Origin of the sequence: Mitsuaria sp. BK041, from assembly GCF_014193085.1 — a bacterium.
GTDB lineage: Bacteria > Pseudomonadota > Gammaproteobacteria > Burkholderiales > Burkholderiaceae_C > Roseateles.
This window is the reverse complement of the sequence record NZ_JACHYT010000002.1, coordinates 60,762-75,957: the sequence shown is the minus strand read 5'-3', so window position 1 is coordinate 75,957 and position 15,196 is coordinate 60,762. Positions and strand designations below refer to the sequence as shown.

Here is a 15,196-nt window from a genome sequence, read left to right as displayed (position 1 = left end):
GCGCCTCAGGCCTGCAGCCAGTGCAGGCTGAACCAGCGCTGATCGTCGGTCCAGTGGGCTGACGGACGGAAGCCCGCTTCCCGCGCCAGCGCCTGGAAGCTCTCGACGCTGTACTTGTACGAGTTCTCCGTGTGCAGGCTTTCGCCGGGCACCAGCGTGTAGCGCCGTCCCTGCAGCTGCAGCTGCTGTTCACCGCGAGGCAGCAGGTGCATCTCGATGCGGTGCTTGCGCGGGTCGTAGAACGCGTAATGGTCGAATCCGGCGGGGTCGCACTCCAGGCCCAGCGCCCGCTGCGCATGCCGCAGCAGGTTGAGGTTGAAGCGTGCGGTCACGCCCTGGGCGTCGTTGTAGGCCGCATGCAGGCGCGCCGGCTCCTTGATCAGGTCGACGCCGATCAGCAGCGCGCCGCCGTCGAGTTCCTCGCGCAGCAGGCGCAGGAACTCGAGCGCCTCCTGCGGATCGAAGTTGCCGATGCTCGAGCCCGGGAAGAAGCCGATGCGCCGGCCCTCGGGCGGTGCGTCCGGCAGCACGTGGGGGCGGGTGAAGTCCGCCACCACCGGCAGGATGCGCAGCGCGGGCTGCTCGCGTTGCAGCGCCTCGCAGGCCGCCAGCAGGTGCGGGCCGGAGATGTCCACCGGCACGAAGCTGTGCAGCCGCGTGGCGCGCTCCAGCAGCAGGCGCACCTTCACGAGCGCGCCGGCGCCGTACTCGATCACCTGGGCGTCCGGGCCCATGCGGTCGGCGATGTCGCCGGCATGGCGGCGCAGCAGCGCCAGTTCGGTGCGGGTGGGGTAGTACTCGGGCAGCTCGCAGATCTGCTCGAAGAGCGTCGAGCCCTGCGCGTCATAGAAGTACTTGGGGGAGATCGTGTGCTCGGGGCCGGCAAGCGCGGCGTGAAGGTCCTCGGCGAAGCTGCTCATGCGTGGGTCTCCGCGCGCGGGCGCGCATCGCGGGCCAGTCGCAGCCCGGTGAATTGCCAGCGCGCGGCCGGCGGGAAGAAGTTGCGGTAGGTCGGTCGCGTGTGGCCGGGCGGGGTGGCGACGCTGCCGCCGCGCAGCACCAGCTGGCCGACCATGAACTTGCCGTTGTATTCCGAGGCGGCCCCCTCCAGCGGCTGAAAGCCCGGGTAGGGGTGGTAGGCGGAGCGGGTCCACTGCCAGGCCTGGTCGTGCAGCTGCGCGATGCCGGGCAGCGCGGACGCGGCCTCCCACTCCTGCTCGCTGGGCAGGCGCGCGCCGGCCCATTCGGCGTAGGCGGCGGCCTCGTAGAAGCTGAGCTGCATCACCGGCGCGGCGGGATCCAGCGGCCTCAGGCCATGCAGCCCGAAGACGGCCCAGCGCGAGGCGGTATCGCTGGCGCGCGCGCCGTCATCGCCATTGCCACCGCTCGCGTCGACCCAGTACAGCGGCGCCCGCCACCCCTGGGCCTGCACCGTCGCCCAGCCGTCGGACAGCCACCAGCGCGGCTCGCGATAGCCGCCGTCGTCGATGAAGCGCTGGAACTCGCCGCAGGTGACGAGCCGGCTCGCGATCTCGAAGGGCTCGAGCCAGACGCGATGCCGCGGTCCTTCGTTGTCGAAGGCAAAGCCTGCCCCCGGGGCCTGGGCGTCATGGCCGATCTCGACGAGGCCGCCCTCGTGGCGCAGCCAGGCGCTCGTGGCGGTGGTCGCCGGCGGCGGCGGGCTGTCCAGCAGCGCGGGCCGCCACGGATGGCAGGACAGCAGATGCAGCGCATCGGTGAGCAGCAGCTCCTGATGCTGCTGCTCGTGATGGAGGCCGAGTTCCAGCGTCGGCGCGATCGCGGCCCAGCGCGCGTCGTCGCAGCGCGCGATCAACTGGTGGATGTGCAGGTCGACGTGCTGCCGGTAGGCGCGGACCTGGTCGAGCGACGGCCGCGTCAGCAGGCCCCGCTGCGGCCGCGGATGGCGCGGGCCGAGGCCTTCGTAATACGAGTTGAAGAGGTAGTGGTAGCTGTCGTCGAGCGGCTGGTAGCCCGGCAGGTGAGGGCGCAGCAACAGGGCCTCGAAGAACCAGCTCGTGTGGGCCTGGTGCCATTTGGCGGGACTGGCGTCCGGCATCGATTGGGCGGCCTGGTCCTCGGCGGACAGCGGCTCCGCCAGCGTCAGCGTGTGACGCCGCACCGCCTCGTAACGGCGCGCGAGATCGCGCCGCGCGGGCGGCAGATCGTGATCCGACATGCAAGCAACTCCTGTCGGCCCGGGGGAGGGTGGGCCGAGCGACAACGGTAGCCGATTTGCCATCTCCCCATCCGGCGCGAGCCGCTGCGCGGGTGCCGGAGGGACGGCTCAGCTGCCACCCGATGTCAGCAAGGGCAAGGCGGGTACCCGCGACGCGGCGGCATCGTGCGCGGCTCATCGTGCGCCATTCATCGGGACGTCACGCCGCGCGGGCACGCTGGCGTCGCCCCGGCTCACGCATCCCTCCATGTCCATGACGCCGCCCTCGCTGTCCTCGACGATGGCTCCGCCTCCGTCCCCGCTGCCGACCGTTTCAATGCCGCCCGCCGTCCTGGCCGATGGCGACGCGCTGCCGCTGTCGTGGCTGCAGGATCGCCTGCTCGCGGAGCGGCTGCTCGAGGCGGTGTGGAGCGCGCGGCAGCCGACGACGCCGGCCCAGTTCTTCGTCTGGAGCCAGAGCCGGCTGCAGGTCCTGCTGCCGCATCGCCTGCTGGTGTGCGTCGGGGATCAGCCGCCATCGCCTCGGCTGGCCGCGCAGCTCTTTCACCTGAAGCCGATCGGGGACGTGCTGCAGACGCAGCTGGAGTCGCCCGAACATGGGCTCTGGCTGCACCTCATCCGGCGCTGGGGCGACGGCCGGCGGCCGCTGCGGCTCCAGCTGGAGCGGGAGGCGCCTTCGGCGCTGTTCCAGCCGCTGCTGGAAGCCGGGCTGCGCGAGCTCGCGCTGCATGGCGTCGTCGGCGATGGCGAGCGACCGCAGGGGCTGTTCCTGCTGGCCGGCGACGGCTGGGACGATGATCACCTGCGTCGACTGGAGCTGCTCACGCCGGCGCTGCACGCGGCCTGGCGGCGGGCGCGGCTGCAATCGCGGGGTCAGGCCTCGCCGCGCCGCGCGGGCGCGCTGGTGACGCCGCGCGAGCAGCAGATCGTCGAGGGCCTGCGCGCGGGCCTGAGCAACGAGGGGATCGCGATCCAGCTGGGCATCAGCATGTTCACGGTCAAGAACCATGTGCGCAAGATCCTGCGCAAGCTGGGTGCGAACAACCGCGCGCAGGCGGTTGCGATCGCGATGTCGCGCCGGGATTTCAGCGAGCCTGAAGCGCCCGCGGCGTGATCACGCGCACCAGCAGCGCATGCAGCGCCACGCCGATCGAGGCACCGATCATGTCGGCCAGCACGTCGCGGGCCTCGGCGTCGCGGCCGGGGATCTGCGACTGCACCAGTTCGATCAGCACGCCGTAGGCGAGCAGCACGGCCAGCACGATCCAGCGCCGGCGTGGCCCCGCCGCGAAGCACTGCATGCCGATGAACGCCAGCGTGCCGAAGGCGGCGAAGTGATTCGCCTTGTCCCAGCCGAGGTCGGCCACGCGGGGCGGATGCGGCGAGAAAGCGAGCCAGCTCGCGCCCGCCACCACGGCGAGGAAGAGGAGGCGCCAGGCAGAGCGCCAGCGCGGGTCATGCAGGACTTCAGACATCAAGGCGGCCCGCCTCCGGGTTCGGGCGGAAGGCAGTGTGCCATGGGCCTGTGAAGCCGATGTGAGGTCGCTCCGCGCCTCACTCGAGGTGCTCGTGGTGATGGCTCGTGCCGCGCTTCCAGTACGCCGCCGCGCGGATCGCATGCCGGTCGTGGCCCTTGTCCTCAACGAGGATGCGGCGCAGCGCGGCCATCGTCGCGGCCTCGCCGGCGCACCAGGCGTAGCCTTCGCCCGGCGGCAGCTCGAGCGCCCGGGCCGCGGCCAGCAGCGCGTCGTCGCCGTCGACCCAGCGCAGGTCCAGCGCGGCCCGGGTCTCGAAGACCCGGCGGTCGCTGGCCGGCACGTTCAGCAGCACGATGACGCGTGCGCCGTCCGGCAGCTCCTCGAGTCGGCGCGCGACGGCGGGCAGGGCGGTTTCATCGCCGGCCAGCAGATGCCAGGCGAAATCGGTGGGGATGATGAACGAGCCGCGCGGCCCGCCGACCGTCAGCGTGTGACCCGGCTGCGCCTGCGCGGCCCAGGCGGCTGCGGGCCCGTCGCCATGCTGGGCGAATTCGATGACCAGCTCGCGCGCGGCGGTATCGAACCGGCGCGGGGTGTAGTCCCGCATGACCGGGCCCTCGGCCGAGGCGGCGTCGAAGAACAGCTTCACGTGATCGTCGAAGGAGGCGCTGACGAAGTCGCCGAGCGACTCGCCGGACAAGGTCACGCGACGGAAGTTGGGCGTGATGTCGTCGACCCGCCGGACCGTGAGCTCGCGGCGCTTGAGTTCATGGCGTACGCGCTGGACGCGGCTGGTGGGCGTCTCGCGGCCGGCGTCGGCGGGCAGCGGGGCAGGGGTGATGGGCGCGTGGGTGGTGTCAGGCTTCATTGCCGATCCTGGGTATTTCATTGATAATGTCATCCATCTTGCGTTGGATCGATTGACAATGTCAACTAACACCACTGGCCGCAGGGACAAGGGCGACGACGTGCTCGAGCTCATCCATTCGGTGATGCACCGCTACCGCGCGCTGCAGTACCGCTTCCTGCGCGACGGCCCGCAGGACCTCACGCACATGGAGGGCAAGGTGCTGTTCTTCTTCGACCGCCACCCGGGCGGGACGCAGAGCGACCTGGCGCAGCACAGCGGCAGGGACAAGGCGCAGCTTGCCCGGCTGATCAAGGGGCTGCGGGACAAGGGGCTGCTCGAGGCCGAGACCGACGAGGTCGACCGCCGCCAGGTGCGGCTGCGCGTGAGCGAGTCTGGCCAGGCCGTGCAGCGCGAGCTGCGGCGCCAGGCGCGGCGGGTTTCGGTGCAGGCCCTGGCGGGCTTGAGCGCCGAAGAGCAGGGCCAGCTCGCCGCGCTGCTGAAGCGGGTGCAGGCGAATCTGGGTGAGGAATGACGCCTCACGCCGGCGCGGGGAGTGATGCGGCGAATGCTTGTCGACCTCGAAAATCTCGCTTATACTCTTTGACTCTGTTGTTCGCGACAGCGCCGGTGTAGCTCAGTTGGTAGAGCAGCGCATTCGTAATGCGAAGGTCGGGAGTTCGACTCTCTTCACCGGCACCAATCTGAAAAGCCGCTTGGATGTCCAAGCGGCTTTTTCTTTGGGCGCGGCAAAGGCGTGACAAGGCCTGCCCCCGCTGCCGGCGGGCTGTTCTGGCAGCGGCGCCGGATGCGCCCGCGCGGCTGAACGCCCGGCCGGTCCTGCGTCGATCGCAGGGACGGGCTCGCCGCGCGGCCGACGTGCCCGCGCGTCAGTGGCAACATGCCACGCCATGACCGCACATCCCCACGACAACCAGGCCGGCCGCCCGCCGGTGACGCTCCACCTGACCGCGCTGGAGGCCGAACCGCTGCCCGGCACCCTGAAGGGCCTGCCAGCGGCGGCCGAGGGCGTTCCACTGCGCGCGCTGGGCGGATTGGCGCTGTCCCTGCTCGACGGGGACCTGCCGCTGCCGGCCGCGGTGCTGAAGGAATCGGCGCTGGACCACAACGCGCGCTGGATGCGCGAGTTCACCGCGCGCGCCGGCGTGAGCCTGGCGCCGCACGGCAAGACGACGATGGCGCCGCAGTTGTTCCAGCGCCAGTTCGATGAAGGCGCCTGGGGCATGACGGCGGCGACGGCGGCGCACGTCCGCACCTACCGCCGCTTCGGCGTGCCGCGGGTGATCCTGGCCAACCAGCTGGTGGGCAAGGCCGACCTGGAACTGGTGCTGCGTGAACTCGAGGCCGATCCGGCCTTCGATTTCTACCTGCTGGTCGACTCGGCGGCGGGACTCGATCTGCTGCACCGGGCGGCGCGCGAGCGTGGCCTGAAACGGCCGCTGCAGGTGCTGCTGGAAGTCGGCACGCCGGGCGGGCGCACCGGCGTGCGCTCGACGGCAGAGGGCGTGGCGCTCGCCCGCTTGATCCGCGATGCGGCGCCGGTGGTCGCGCTGCGCGGCGTGGAGGCCTTCGAAGGCGTCTACAGCGGCACGGAGACGGCGCGCGTGGAACTGGGCGCGCTGACGATGATCGAGACGGTGGCCGAGCTGACCCGGCTGGGCTGCGCCGAAGGCTGGTTCGCGCCGGGCGAGGTGCTGCTGACCGCTGGCGGATCGGCGTTCTTCGACATGGCGGCCAAGACCCTGGCGGCGGTCGAGGCCGGCGGCAGCGGCCATGCCCTGCGCGTGGTGCTGCGCAGCGGTTGCTACCTCAGCCACGACAGCCTGCAGTACGAGCGCATGCAGGACCGCATGAAGCAGCGTGCCGGCGCGCTGTGGGGCGACGGACCGGGCCTGCGCAACGCGATCGAGGTCTGGGCCTACGTGCAGTCGGTGCCCGAGCCGGGCCGCGCGATCTGCACCGCCGGCCGCCGCGACCTGAGCTACGACGCCTGCCTGCCGCGGCCGCTGTGGTGGTATCGCCAGGGCGTCCATGAGGCGCCGCAGGCGACGCCGCCCGGCTGGTCCGTCTCCAAGCTCAACGACCAGCACGCCTACGTCGACGCGAGCGATGGCGCCTTGCCGCTGCGGGTCGGCGACCTGATCGCCTTCGGCATCGGCCATCCCTGCACGACCTTCGACAAATGGCCGCTGCTCTACACCGTGGACGACGGCTACCGCGTCACCGGCGGGGTACGGACCTTCTTCTGAAATGACGAAGGGCGGTCTCACGACCGCCCTTCGCGTTGTCCTTGCGTTCCGGGGGATCAGCGGTTCAAGCCGTCCCCGGATCCGGTGCGGATCACTTGGCCTTCTCGGCCTCCAGGTGATATTGCGTCACGCGCTCGACCTCGTTCTTCGAGCCCAGCACCACCGACACGCGCTCATGGAGCTTGGTCGGGGTCAGGTCCAGGATGCGCTGGCGGGCGTTGGTGGCCGCGCCGCCGGCCTGCTCGACGAGGAAGGCCATCGGGTTGGCCTCGTACATCAGGCGCAGCTTGCCGGCCTTGTTGGGCTCGCGCTTGTCCCACGGATACATGAAGATCCCGCCGCGCGTCAGGATGCGATGCACGTCCGCCACCATCGAGGCGATCCAGCGCATGTTGAAGTCCTTGCCGCGCGGGCCGGTCGTGCCGGCCAGGCATTCGTCGATGTAGCGCTTCACCGGCTCGTCCCAGTGGCGCATGTTGGACATGTTGATCGCGAATTCCTTGGTGTCCGCGGGGATCTTCACGTCGTCGGCGGTCAGCACCCACGAGCCCTGCTCGCGGTCCAGCGTGAACATCGCCACGCCGTCGCCCACCGTCAGCACCAGCGTCGTCTGCGGGCCATACACGCAGTAGCCGGCCGCCGCCTGCGCGGAACCGGGCTGCAGGAAGTCGTCCTCGCTGACGCCCTTGCTGCCCTCGGGCTTCTTCAGCACCGAGAAGATGGTGCCGATCGACACGTTCACATCGATGTTGCTCGAGCCGTCCAGCGGATCGAACATCAGCAGGTACTCGCCCTGCGGATAGCGGTTGGGCACGAGGTAGATGCTGTCCATCTCCTCGGACGCCATCGCGGCCAGGTGGCCGCCCCACTCGTTGGCTTCGATCAACACCTCGTTGGCGATGATGTCCAGCTTCTTCTGGACCTCGCCCTGGACGTTCTCCGACCCGGCCGTGCCCAGCACGTCACCGAGCGCGCCCTTGTTGACGCTGATGGCGATGCGCTTGCAGGCGCGCGCGACCACCTCGATCAGCAGCCGCAGCTGCTGGGGGATGTGGCCGTGCGCCCGTTGCTGCTCGACCAGGTATTGGGTCAGGCTGACGCGTTGACTCATGAAAAGACTCCGATGGTTGCAAATCTCGTGCGCCGCGCAGCGGCCCGACGCGCGGACCGCTCCGCACGCGGAATCAGGATTGCGCGGCGACCTCCGTCGGCGCGGCCGCCTCGGCTGGCGCCGGACGCGGATCCAGCGCCAACGCGCGCTGGACGATCTCGCGCACGTCGTTGGACAGGTCGGGCTTGGCCGCCACGCGGGCAATCGCCTCGCGCGCCGCGCTGCGGTAGGGCTCGGCCAGCGCGGTCCAGCGGTCCATGACGCGGGCCAGGCGGCCCGCCACCTGCGGGTTGATCGCGTCCAGCGCCAGCACCTGGTCGGCCCAGAACACATAACCCGCCGCATCCTTGCGATGGAACGCCGCCGGGTTGAACATCGCCAGCGAGAAGATCAGGCTGCGCGCGCGGTTGGGATTCTTCAGCGTGAAGTCCGGATGCTTCATCAGCTGCTTCACCCGCGCGAAGGTCCTGCCGTCGCGCTCGGCCGCGCGGCCTTGCAGCGCGAACCACTTGTCGATGACCAGCGCCTCGCCCTTGAACTGGGCGTGGAAGCGCGCGAGCGCGCTGTCGGCCAGCTCGGCGTGCGCGTTCACGAGCGCCGACAGCGCGCCCATGCGGTCCGTCATGTTGGTGGCGTCCTTGAAGCGCTGGTAGGCGCGGCCCGGCCAGACGCCGTCGCCGCTGCGCGTCGCGTTGAGCACCAGCATCGCCAGGGACAGGTTCACCAGCGCGCGCTTGCCGCTCTGCACCGGGTCTGGGCTGTAGCCGGCCGTGACCTGATGCGCGTCATGGGCCCAGGCCCAGTCCGCCTGTAGGGCCGAGGCCAGCTGCGCCTGCGCCGCCTCGACGGCCGCATGCACCGCCTGCGGGTCGACCACGTCGAGCTGCTCGGCGATGTAGGCCTCGTCGGGCAGCTGCAGCGCCAGCGCCTTGAACGCCGGGTCCAGTTCCGGATGGCGCAGCACGGCGCGCATCGCGTCCAGGTAGGCCGCGTCCAGCACCAGCGGCTGGCCGGCGCGCACGGCGCCCAAGATGCGGTTCAGCGCCAGGCGCTGGCTGGCTTCCCAGCGGTTGAAGGCGTCGCTGTCGTGGGTCAGCAGCACCAGCAGCTCGGCGTCGCCCAGGCCGTCGCCCAGCACCACCGGCGCGGAGAAGCCGCGCAGCAGCGAGGGCACCGGCTCGGACGGCACGTTGACGAAGACGAAGCTCTGCTCGGCCTGGTCCAGCACCAGCACGCGCTCGGTCTCGGTCGAGCCCGCGGCGCCGTCCTCGCCCTGCAGCATCAGCGGCAGCGCCTGGCCGTCGCGGGCCAGCAGGCCCAGCGCGACCGGGATCACCTGCGGCAGCTTGCCGTCCTGGCCCGGGGTCGCGGGCGTGGACTGCTGCAACGTCAGCGTGAAGGTCTGGGCGGCCGCGTCGTAGGCGCCGCGCGCGCGCAGGCGCGGCGTGCCGGCCTGCGAGTACCAGCGCTTGAACGCGTCCAGGCGGGTGGACAGCGCCGAGCCCGGATTCGCGTCCGCGATCGCCTGCGCGAAGTCGTCGCAGGTCACGGCCTGGCCGTCATGGCGCTCGAAGTACAGCGCCATGCCCTTGGCGAAACCGTCGCGGCCGACCAGCGTCTGGTACATGCGCACCACCTCCGAGCCCTTCTCGTAGACGGTGGCGGTGTAGAAGTTGTTGATCTCGACGTACTCGTCGGGGCGCACCGGGTGCGCCATCGCGCCGGCGTCCTCGGGGAACTGGCGGGCGCGCAGCGCGCGCACGTCCTCGATGCGGCAGACCGCGCGCGCGCTCGGCGTGGCGGCCATGTCCTGGCTGAACTCCTGGTCGCGGAAGACGGTCAGGCCTTCCTTGAGCGACAGCTGGAACCAGTCGCGGCAGGTGACGCGGTTGCCGGTCCAGTTGTGGAAATACTCGTGCGCGACGATGGACTCGATGCGGGCGAAGTCCGCGTCGGTCGCGGTGGCCGGGGAGGCCAGCAGCGCCGCGGTGTTGAAGATGTTCAGGCCCTTGTTCTCCATCGCGCCCATGTTGAAGTCGGACACGCCGACGACCATGAAGCGCTCCAGATCCAGCGGCAGCTGGAAGCGGGCCTCGTCCCACACGACCGAGGCGATCAGCGAGTTCATCGCGTGTTCGGTCTTCTCCAGGTCGCCCTGGCGGACGTAGACCTGCAGCAGGTGGTCCTTGCCGCCGCGGGTGCGGATGCGCTGCTCGCGCGCGACCAGGTCGCCGGCCACCAGCGCGAAGAGGTAGCTGGGCTTGGGGAAGGGGTCATGCCACTTGGCCAGGTGGCGGCCGTTGTCGAGCGAGGCCGTCTCGACCAGGTTGCCGTTGGACAGCAGCACCGGGTACCGGGCCTTGTCGGCGCGGATGGTGACCGTGTAGACCGCCATCACGTCGGGGCGGTCCAGGAAGTAGGTGATGCGGCGGAAGCCCTCGGCCTCGCACTGCGTGAAGAAGCTGCCGCCCGAGGTGTACAGACCCGACAGCGCGGTGTTCTTCTCCGGCGCGCAGGTGTTGCGGATCTCCAGCGTGAAGTCCGCGTCGGGCACGTTGTCGATGATCAGCTCATGGCCTTCCTGGCGGAAGGACACGCTCTCGCCGTCGATCAGCACGCGCAGCAGGTTGAGTTCCTCACCATGCAGGCGCAGCGGGCCGTGCGGCACCGCGGCGTTGCGTTCCAGGCGCATCTTGCTGGCGACCAGCGTCTTGGCCGGGTCGAGGTCGAAGCACAGGTCGACGGTGCGGATCCAGAAGATCGGCGCGACGTAGTCGGCGCGGCGGATCAGGGTGGCGGTGCCTTCACGCATGGCGGGCTTCCTTGTAGGAATGAAGAAGCCCCGGGCTCAAGGGTCGTGCGCCGGGGCTGTTGTCTCGTGTTGCTCTTAAACGCCTTGCTTCAGCGAGGCGGTGATGAATGCGTCGAGGTCGCCATCCAGCACTTTCTGGGTGTTGGAGATCTCGACGTTGGTGCGCAGGTCCTTGATGCGGCTCTGGTCCAGCACGTACGAGCGGATCTGGTGGCCCCAGCCTACGTCGGTCTTGCTGTCCTCGAGCTTCTGCTGCTCGGCCATGCGCTTCTTCATCTCGTGGTCGTACAGGCGCGAGCGCAGGCGGCGCCAGGCGACGTCGCGGTTGCTGTGCTGGCTGCGGCTGTCCTGGCACTGCACCACGATGCCGGTCGGGATGTGGGTCAGGCGCACCGCCGAGTCGGTCTTGTTGATGTGCTGGCCGCCGGCGCCCGAGGCGCGGTAGGTGTCGGTGCGCACGTCCGCCGGGTTGATGTCGATCTCGATCGAGTCATCGATCTCGGGATAGACGAACAGCGAGGCGAAGCTGGTATGGCGGCCGCCGGAGGAGTCGAACGGGCTCTTGCGCACCAGGCGGTGCACGCCGGACTCGGTGCGCAGCAGGCCGAACGCGTACTCGCCTTCCACCTTGATGGTGGCGCTCTTGATGCCGGCGATCTCGTCGGGGGTTTCTTCCTCGACCTCGGCCTTGAAGCCCTTGCGCTCGCAGTACTTCAGGTACTGGCGCAGCAGCATGCCGGCCCAGTCGCAGGCTTCGGTGCCGCCGGCGCCGGCCTGGATGTCGATGAAGCAGTTGCTGGGGTCGGCCGGGTTGTTGAACATCCGGCGGAACTCGAGTTCCTCGACCAGCTCGGTGAGCTTGGCGGATTCCGCTTCGATGGTCTGCAGGCCGGTGACGTCGTTGTCCTCCTTGGACATCTCGAACAGCTCGAGGTTGTCGGAGAGATTCGACGTCAGGTGATTGATGGTTTCGACGACCTTGTCGAGGGCGCGCTTTTCCTTGCCGAGTTCCTGGGCCCGCTTGGGTTCGTTCCAGACGTTGGGGTTCTCCAGGGCGGCGTTGACTTCATTCAACCGCAGCGCTTTGCGGTCGTAGTCAAAGGTACCCCCTTAGCGCGGCGGTCCGCGCTTGCAGATCGGCCAGCGTGGTGCCGATCGCATTGATTTGCTCGATGTCCATGATTCGTTCGAGTGAAAGAGCCCCCGACAGGGGGCCCGAAGCCGGGTATTTTCTCATGCTGAAGCAGGAGGCCTCCCTAAGATGGCGGAATGCTTCCCCATCCCCCTGTCCCCGATGCGGGTTCCCCCTCCGGTGCGTTCCGCGCCCGGCGTCGGCGCGTGCGGCGCGGCAACTGGCGCTTGACGCTCATGCTGCTGCTGGTGTGGGCGCTGGTGACCTTCGGCGTGGCCTACTTCGCCCGGGCCTTGAGCTTCGACTTCTTCGGCTGGCCGTTCAGCTTCTGGGTCGGGTCGCAGGGGGCGCTGATCGTCTACGTGGCGATCGTGGTCATCTACGCGACCGTCATGAACCGCCGCGAGGCGGCGGCCGGGGTCCAGGACCTGGTGCCGTACTCGGAAGAGGTCGACGCCAAGCGGCCCGAGCGCGAACCCTCGGGGCCGATCACCGGCTTCTGAGCCGCTTCAGGGGCGCTTCAGGATCGCGCCACGGGCGCGTCAGAACGGCGACGGATCCGCGGATTCCTGCTTCGCGGCGGCGAGCTGCGCCTGCAGCTCGGCGACCTGCGCGCGCAGCTTCACGTTCTCGTCCTGGAGCGCGCTGACCTGGGCGCGCAGCAGCGCGACGGCGGGATCGGCCTCGAGCTCGCCGTCCGCGTTGGTCGGCACGTCCAGCAGCGCGACGGCCACTTCCGCCACGGCGTCGCCGGCGGCCTTCTTGCCGACCTTCGATTCACGCACGCGCTTGGCGGCCTGGCGCAGTTCCTTCTTGCCGCCCGCTGCGGCGGCCGCCTGCTCCTCGGCGGGCAGGTCGGCGATGACGGCGGCGGCGCTGATGGAGACCTCGCCCGAGCGGACGGCGGCGACGAGCTCAGGCGCTGCCGCCTTCTGGATCTTTTCGATCTGCGTCACCGTGGCGCTGCTGATGCGCGCGGCGCGGGCGATGGCCTCGCGGCTCTTGAGCGGGGGCGCGTCCGGGACCGGCGCGCCGGTGGCGCTGGCGGGCGCTTCGGCCTCGGCGGCGGAGGCCTCGGGGCTGGGGTCGTTGAGCACGGCCAGGCGGCGCGCTTCCATGATTTCCTTCTTGCGCAGCGCGAGCACGCCGCGCTGGAAGTCGGAGACGCTGCGGCGGCCCAGGTGCTGGTCGATCATCCACAGGTGCACGTCTTCCATCGACTTGAAGCGCGTGTTCTGCACCGTCTGGAAGGGGAGGCCGTGCTTGGTGCAGATGCTGTGGCGGTTGTGGCCGTCGACGAGGATGTCGCCCCACAGCACCAGCGCATCGCGGCAGCCCTCGGCCAGGATGCTGCGCTCGAGCGCGGCGTACTCGTCCTCGGTGAGGGGATCGATGTAGGCCTTGAGTTCTTCGGTGACGATGATGTTTTCCATGGGACGACGGCAGCAGCGGGGAGCGGAGCAGGACAGGGCGAAGGGGCGCGACAGGCGGGCGGCCCGTTCGGTGGGCCGCACGGGCGCAGGTCGCGCAGGCGACGGACGTCGCCGGAAAAGGGCGGCATTCTGCCCAATCCGCGCGGCTAAGCTGACGCACCCCGACCACGCGTGTCGGATTTCGATGATTTCCGGGAAGTTCCCCGCGATGACCGCGACCTCTTCAAGCCTCCTCGCCAGCGTGAGTCCGAGCCCCGATGCGCTCGCTACCGGATGGGACTACCCGTCCCCGCACTGCCTGTCGGTGAGCCCGCGGCCCGAGGACATCGACGGCCTGAACCACACCAACAACGCGGTGTATGTGCGGTGGTGCGAGCAGGTGGGGTGGTCGCATTCGGTGGCGCTGGGGCTGGACATCGAGGACTACCGGCGGCTGGACCGGGCGATGGCGATCCGCCACGGCGGCTACGACTACCTGCTGCCGTCCTTCGAGGGCGAGGCGCTGGTGCTGGGCACCTGGCTCACCGGCGGCGACGGCAGGCTGGCGATGGAGCGTCGATTCCAACTGCGTCGCGTGAGCGATGGGCAGACGCTGATGCGCGGCCGCTGGGAGCTGGTGTGCATCGACATCTCCGCCGGTCGGCCCCGGCGCATGCCGCCGGAATTCGTCGCGGCGTATCAAGCGGCGGTAGTTGGGGCCCCGGCTGACTCGCGGCCATCTCCCTCCGGTGGGGAACAGCTGGCGTGAAGGACTGCGGGAGGCCGCTGCCCTCACCCCTCCCTCTCCCGCAAGCAAGCGGGAGAGGGTGAAAGACAAACCAGCGAGCCCCGCCGGTATTGCTCCCTCTCCCTCTCCCTCTCCCTCTCCCTCTCCCGCTCGCGGGAGAGGGCAGGGGTGAGGGCCGGCACCCTCACGCAGGCCGCTACCCCAGGAATTCTTCGACGGCGCGCGCCAGCGCCTCGGGCTGGTCGTGGTGCATCATGTGCGCCGCCTGCTGCAGCGTGACGCGCCGCAGGTCCTTGACGACGGCCAGGCGCGCCTCGAAGTCCTCGCGCGGATAGCGGTCGCCCCACCACTGCGAGAGCTGGGTCTCGCTGCCCTCGACCCACAGCGTCGGCGCCGTGATCGCGGACCAGCAGGCCAGCGCCTCGGCCTTGCGGTACAGCACCGGATTGGTCCGCTTGTGCGCCGGGTCGCCGAGGATGTGCCAGCGGCCGTCGTCGCCGCGCCGCGACCAATGCGGCGCCAGCCACGCCGCCTTGTCGGCGCTCAGCCGCGGGTTGGTCTTCATCAGCCGCTGCGCCACGCCCTCGACGCTGTCGTAGCTCTTGAGGCTCGGGGTCTCCTTCAGCTCGTCGAGCCAGCTCGCGAGCCGCGCCGGCGCCATCTCGGGCGTGGTGTCCGGCAGGCCGAAGCCCTCGAGGTTCACCAGCTTGCGCAGCCGCCCGGGCCGCACGCCGGCATAGCTCATCGCGATGTTGCCGCCCATGCTGTGGCCGAGCAGGTCGACCGGCGCCCCGGGGCTGAGCGCGTCGAGCAAGGCGTCCAGGTCGCCGAGGTAGTCGGGGAACCAGTAGGCGTCGCCCGGGGTGCTGTCGGTGAGGCCGAAGCCGCGCCAGTCGATGGCCACGACGCTGCGGTCCTCGCGGAAGGCGTCGACCATGAACTGGAACGACGCGCCGACGTCCATCCAGCCGTGGACCATCACGAGCAGCGGGCGCGTGCCGTCATGCTCGGGGCCCCAGCGCAGCACGTGGTGGCGCAGGCCGCGCAGCGTCAGGAAGCCGCTGCGATGCGGGCGGCGGACGCCGTACGCGACGTTGTGCGCGGCGTTGCGCGCGGTGCTCTCCGCGACGCCCGTGGCGGGACTCATGTCGGTGCTCATGGACGGCGACTGTAGTGTGAGGAACGGCGG

Annotated in this window: 14 protein-coding genes and 1 tRNA gene; 6 read left to right on the top strand and 9 right to left on the bottom strand. The window is 70.1% G+C overall.

All coding sequences use genetic code 11. The features are described from left to right. Positions 1 to 5 precede the first annotated feature (5 nt). On the bottom strand, positions 6 to 920 hold the full coding sequence (gene egtD, locus FHT38_RS16230; RefSeq protein ID WP_183492560.1) for an L-histidine N(alpha)-methyltransferase: 915 nt from the start codon (positions 918 to 920) through the stop codon (positions 6 to 8). After that, positions 917 to 2,197: an ergothioneine biosynthesis protein EgtB gene (gene egtB, locus FHT38_RS16225; RefSeq protein WP_183492559.1), complete on the bottom strand. Its 1,281-nt coding sequence runs from the start codon at positions 2,195 to 2,197 to the stop codon at positions 917 to 919. Before egtB ends, egtD begins: the two co-directional genes overlap by 4 nt. 316 nt (positions 2,198 to 2,513) lie before the next feature. On the opposite strand from egtB, the gene FHT38_RS16220 reads away from it, so the two are divergent. Beyond that, positions 2,514 to 3,311 carry a helix-turn-helix transcriptional regulator gene (locus FHT38_RS16220; RefSeq protein WP_183492558.1) on the top strand — a complete coding sequence of 266 codons (798 nt, stop codon included), beginning with the start codon at positions 2,514 to 2,516 and terminating at the stop codon, positions 3,309 to 3,311. On the opposite strand, the gene FHT38_RS16215 is transcribed toward FHT38_RS16220, so the two are convergent. Both FHT38_RS16215 and FHT38_RS16210 read right to left on the bottom strand, forming a co-directional pair. Continuing rightward, the gene (locus FHT38_RS16215; protein WP_221211085.1) at positions 3,283 to 3,672 is read right to left on the bottom strand and encodes a VanZ family protein; all 390 of its coding nucleotides are present in this window, start codon (positions 3,670 to 3,672) and stop codon (positions 3,283 to 3,285) included. The two genes, FHT38_RS16220 and FHT38_RS16215, sit on opposite strands and share 29 nt — an antisense overlap. 79 nt (positions 3,673 to 3,751) lie before the next feature. Next, positions 3,752 to 4,543, bottom strand: coding sequence for a siderophore-interacting protein (locus FHT38_RS16210; protein WP_147240869.1), 792 nt, complete (start codon positions 4,541 to 4,543; stop codon positions 3,752 to 3,754). A 58-nt stretch (positions 4,544 to 4,601) separates the two neighbouring features. Here FHT38_RS16210 and FHT38_RS16205 point away from each other — a divergent pair, with 58 nt between their 5' ends. The 3 genes from FHT38_RS16205 to FHT38_RS16195 all read left to right on the top strand — a co-directional run bounded on the left by FHT38_RS16205 (position 4,602) and on the right by FHT38_RS16195 (position 6,792). After that, positions 4,602 to 5,057, top strand: coding sequence for a MarR family winged helix-turn-helix transcriptional regulator (locus FHT38_RS16205; protein WP_183492557.1), 456 nt, complete (start codon positions 4,602 to 4,604; stop codon positions 5,055 to 5,057). Between the two features lie 91 nt (positions 5,058 to 5,148). Next, positions 5,149 to 5,224: transfer RNA gene (locus tag FHT38_RS16200), tRNA-Thr, on the top strand. A gap of 209 nt (positions 5,225 to 5,433) precedes the next feature. Continuing rightward, entirely contained in the window at positions 5,434 to 6,792 is a 1,359-nt protein-coding gene (locus FHT38_RS16195) for an amino acid deaminase (RefSeq protein WP_221213846.1), read from the top strand. A 91-nt stretch (positions 6,793 to 6,883) separates the two neighbouring features. Here FHT38_RS16195 and FHT38_RS16190 read toward each other — a convergent pair whose 3' ends face one another. From FHT38_RS16190 to prfB, 3 genes are all read right to left on the bottom strand, one after another. Further along, positions 6,884 to 7,903 carry a class 1 fructose-bisphosphatase gene (locus tag FHT38_RS16190; RefSeq protein WP_091725551.1) on the bottom strand — a complete coding sequence of 340 codons (1,020 nt, stop codon included), beginning with the start codon at positions 7,901 to 7,903 and terminating at the stop codon, positions 6,884 to 6,886. A gap of 73 nt (positions 7,904 to 7,976) precedes the next feature. Next, positions 7,977 to 10,715, bottom strand: a complete 2,739-nt coding sequence (pepN, locus tag FHT38_RS16185; protein WP_183492556.1) for an aminopeptidase N — start codon at positions 10,713 to 10,715, stop codon at positions 7,977 to 7,979. Between the two features lie 75 nt (positions 10,716 to 10,790). After that, a protein-coding gene (gene prfB / locus FHT38_RS16180) for a peptide chain release factor 2 (protein ID WP_183492555.1) occupies positions 10,791 to 11,895 on the bottom strand; the annotation gives its coding sequence in 2 pieces (ribosomal slippage) (positions 10,791 to 11,813 and positions 11,815 to 11,895; 1,104 coding nt in all). 188 nt (positions 11,896 to 12,083) lie between these two features. Here prfB and FHT38_RS16175 point away from each other — a divergent pair. Further along, on the top strand, positions 12,084 to 12,350 hold the full coding sequence (locus FHT38_RS16175) for a DUF4212 domain-containing protein (RefSeq protein WP_404935742.1): 267 nt from the start codon (positions 12,084 to 12,086) through the stop codon (positions 12,348 to 12,350). A 39-nt stretch (positions 12,351 to 12,389) separates the two neighbouring features. Here the strand turns inward: FHT38_RS16175 and FHT38_RS16170 are convergent, their stop codons facing one another. Next, entirely contained in the window at positions 12,390 to 13,280 is an 891-nt protein-coding gene (locus FHT38_RS16170; RefSeq protein WP_091725540.1) for a plasmid replication/partition related protein, read from the bottom strand. A 241-nt stretch (positions 13,281 to 13,521) separates the two neighbouring features. Here FHT38_RS16170 and FHT38_RS16165 point away from each other — a divergent pair, with 241 nt between their 5' ends. After that, complete coding sequence (locus FHT38_RS16165; RefSeq protein ID WP_091731336.1) at positions 13,522 to 14,028, top strand: thioesterase family protein; 507 nt, start codon at positions 13,522 to 13,524, stop codon at positions 14,026 to 14,028. Positions 14,029 to 14,203: 175 nt separating this feature from the next. Here FHT38_RS16165 and FHT38_RS16160 read toward each other — a convergent pair whose 3' ends face one another. Beyond that, positions 14,204 to 15,154: an alpha/beta fold hydrolase gene (locus FHT38_RS16160; protein ID WP_183492553.1), complete on the bottom strand. Its 951-nt coding sequence runs from the start codon at positions 15,152 to 15,154 to the stop codon at positions 14,204 to 14,206. Positions 15,155 to 15,196 lie beyond the last annotated feature (42 nt).

Coding starts and splice junctions, on each gene's coding strand:
- egtD (WP_183492560.1), bottom strand. CDS start 920: ATGAGCAGCTTCGCCGAGGACCTTCACGCCGCGCTTGCCGGCCCCGAG.
- FHT38_RS16205 (WP_183492557.1), top strand. CDS start 4,602: ATGTCAACTAACACCACTGGCCGCAGGGACAAGGGCGACGACGTGCTC.
- FHT38_RS16175 (WP_404935742.1), top strand. CDS start 12,084: ATGCTGCTGCTGGTGTGGGCGCTGGTGACCTTCGGCGTGGCCTACTTC.
- pepN (WP_183492556.1), bottom strand. CDS start 10,715: ATGCGTGAAGGCACCGCCACCCTGATCCGCCGCGCCGACTACGTCGCG.
- FHT38_RS16170 (WP_091725540.1), bottom strand. CDS start 13,280: ATGGAAAACATCATCGTCACCGAAGAACTCAAGGCCTACATCGATCCC.
- FHT38_RS16215 (WP_221211085.1), bottom strand. CDS start 3,672: ATGTCTGAAGTCCTGCATGACCCGCGCTGGCGCTCTGCCTGGCGCCTC.
- FHT38_RS16190 (WP_091725551.1), bottom strand. CDS start 7,903: ATGAGTCAACGCGTCAGCCTGACCCAATACCTGGTCGAGCAGCAACGG.
- FHT38_RS16160 (WP_183492553.1), bottom strand. CDS start 15,154: ATGAGTCCCGCCACGGGCGTCGCGGAGAGCACCGCGCGCAACGCCGCG.
- FHT38_RS16210 (WP_147240869.1), bottom strand. CDS start 4,543: ATGAAGCCTGACACCACCCACGCGCCCATCACCCCTGCCCCGCTGCCC.
- egtB (WP_183492559.1), bottom strand. CDS start 2,197: ATGTCGGATCACGATCTGCCGCCCGCGCGGCGCGATCTCGCGCGCCGT.
- FHT38_RS16195 (WP_221213846.1), top strand. CDS start 5,434: ATGACCGCACATCCCCACGACAACCAGGCCGGCCGCCCGCCGGTGACG.
- FHT38_RS16220 (WP_183492558.1), top strand. CDS start 2,514: ATGCCGCCCGCCGTCCTGGCCGATGGCGACGCGCTGCCGCTGTCGTGG.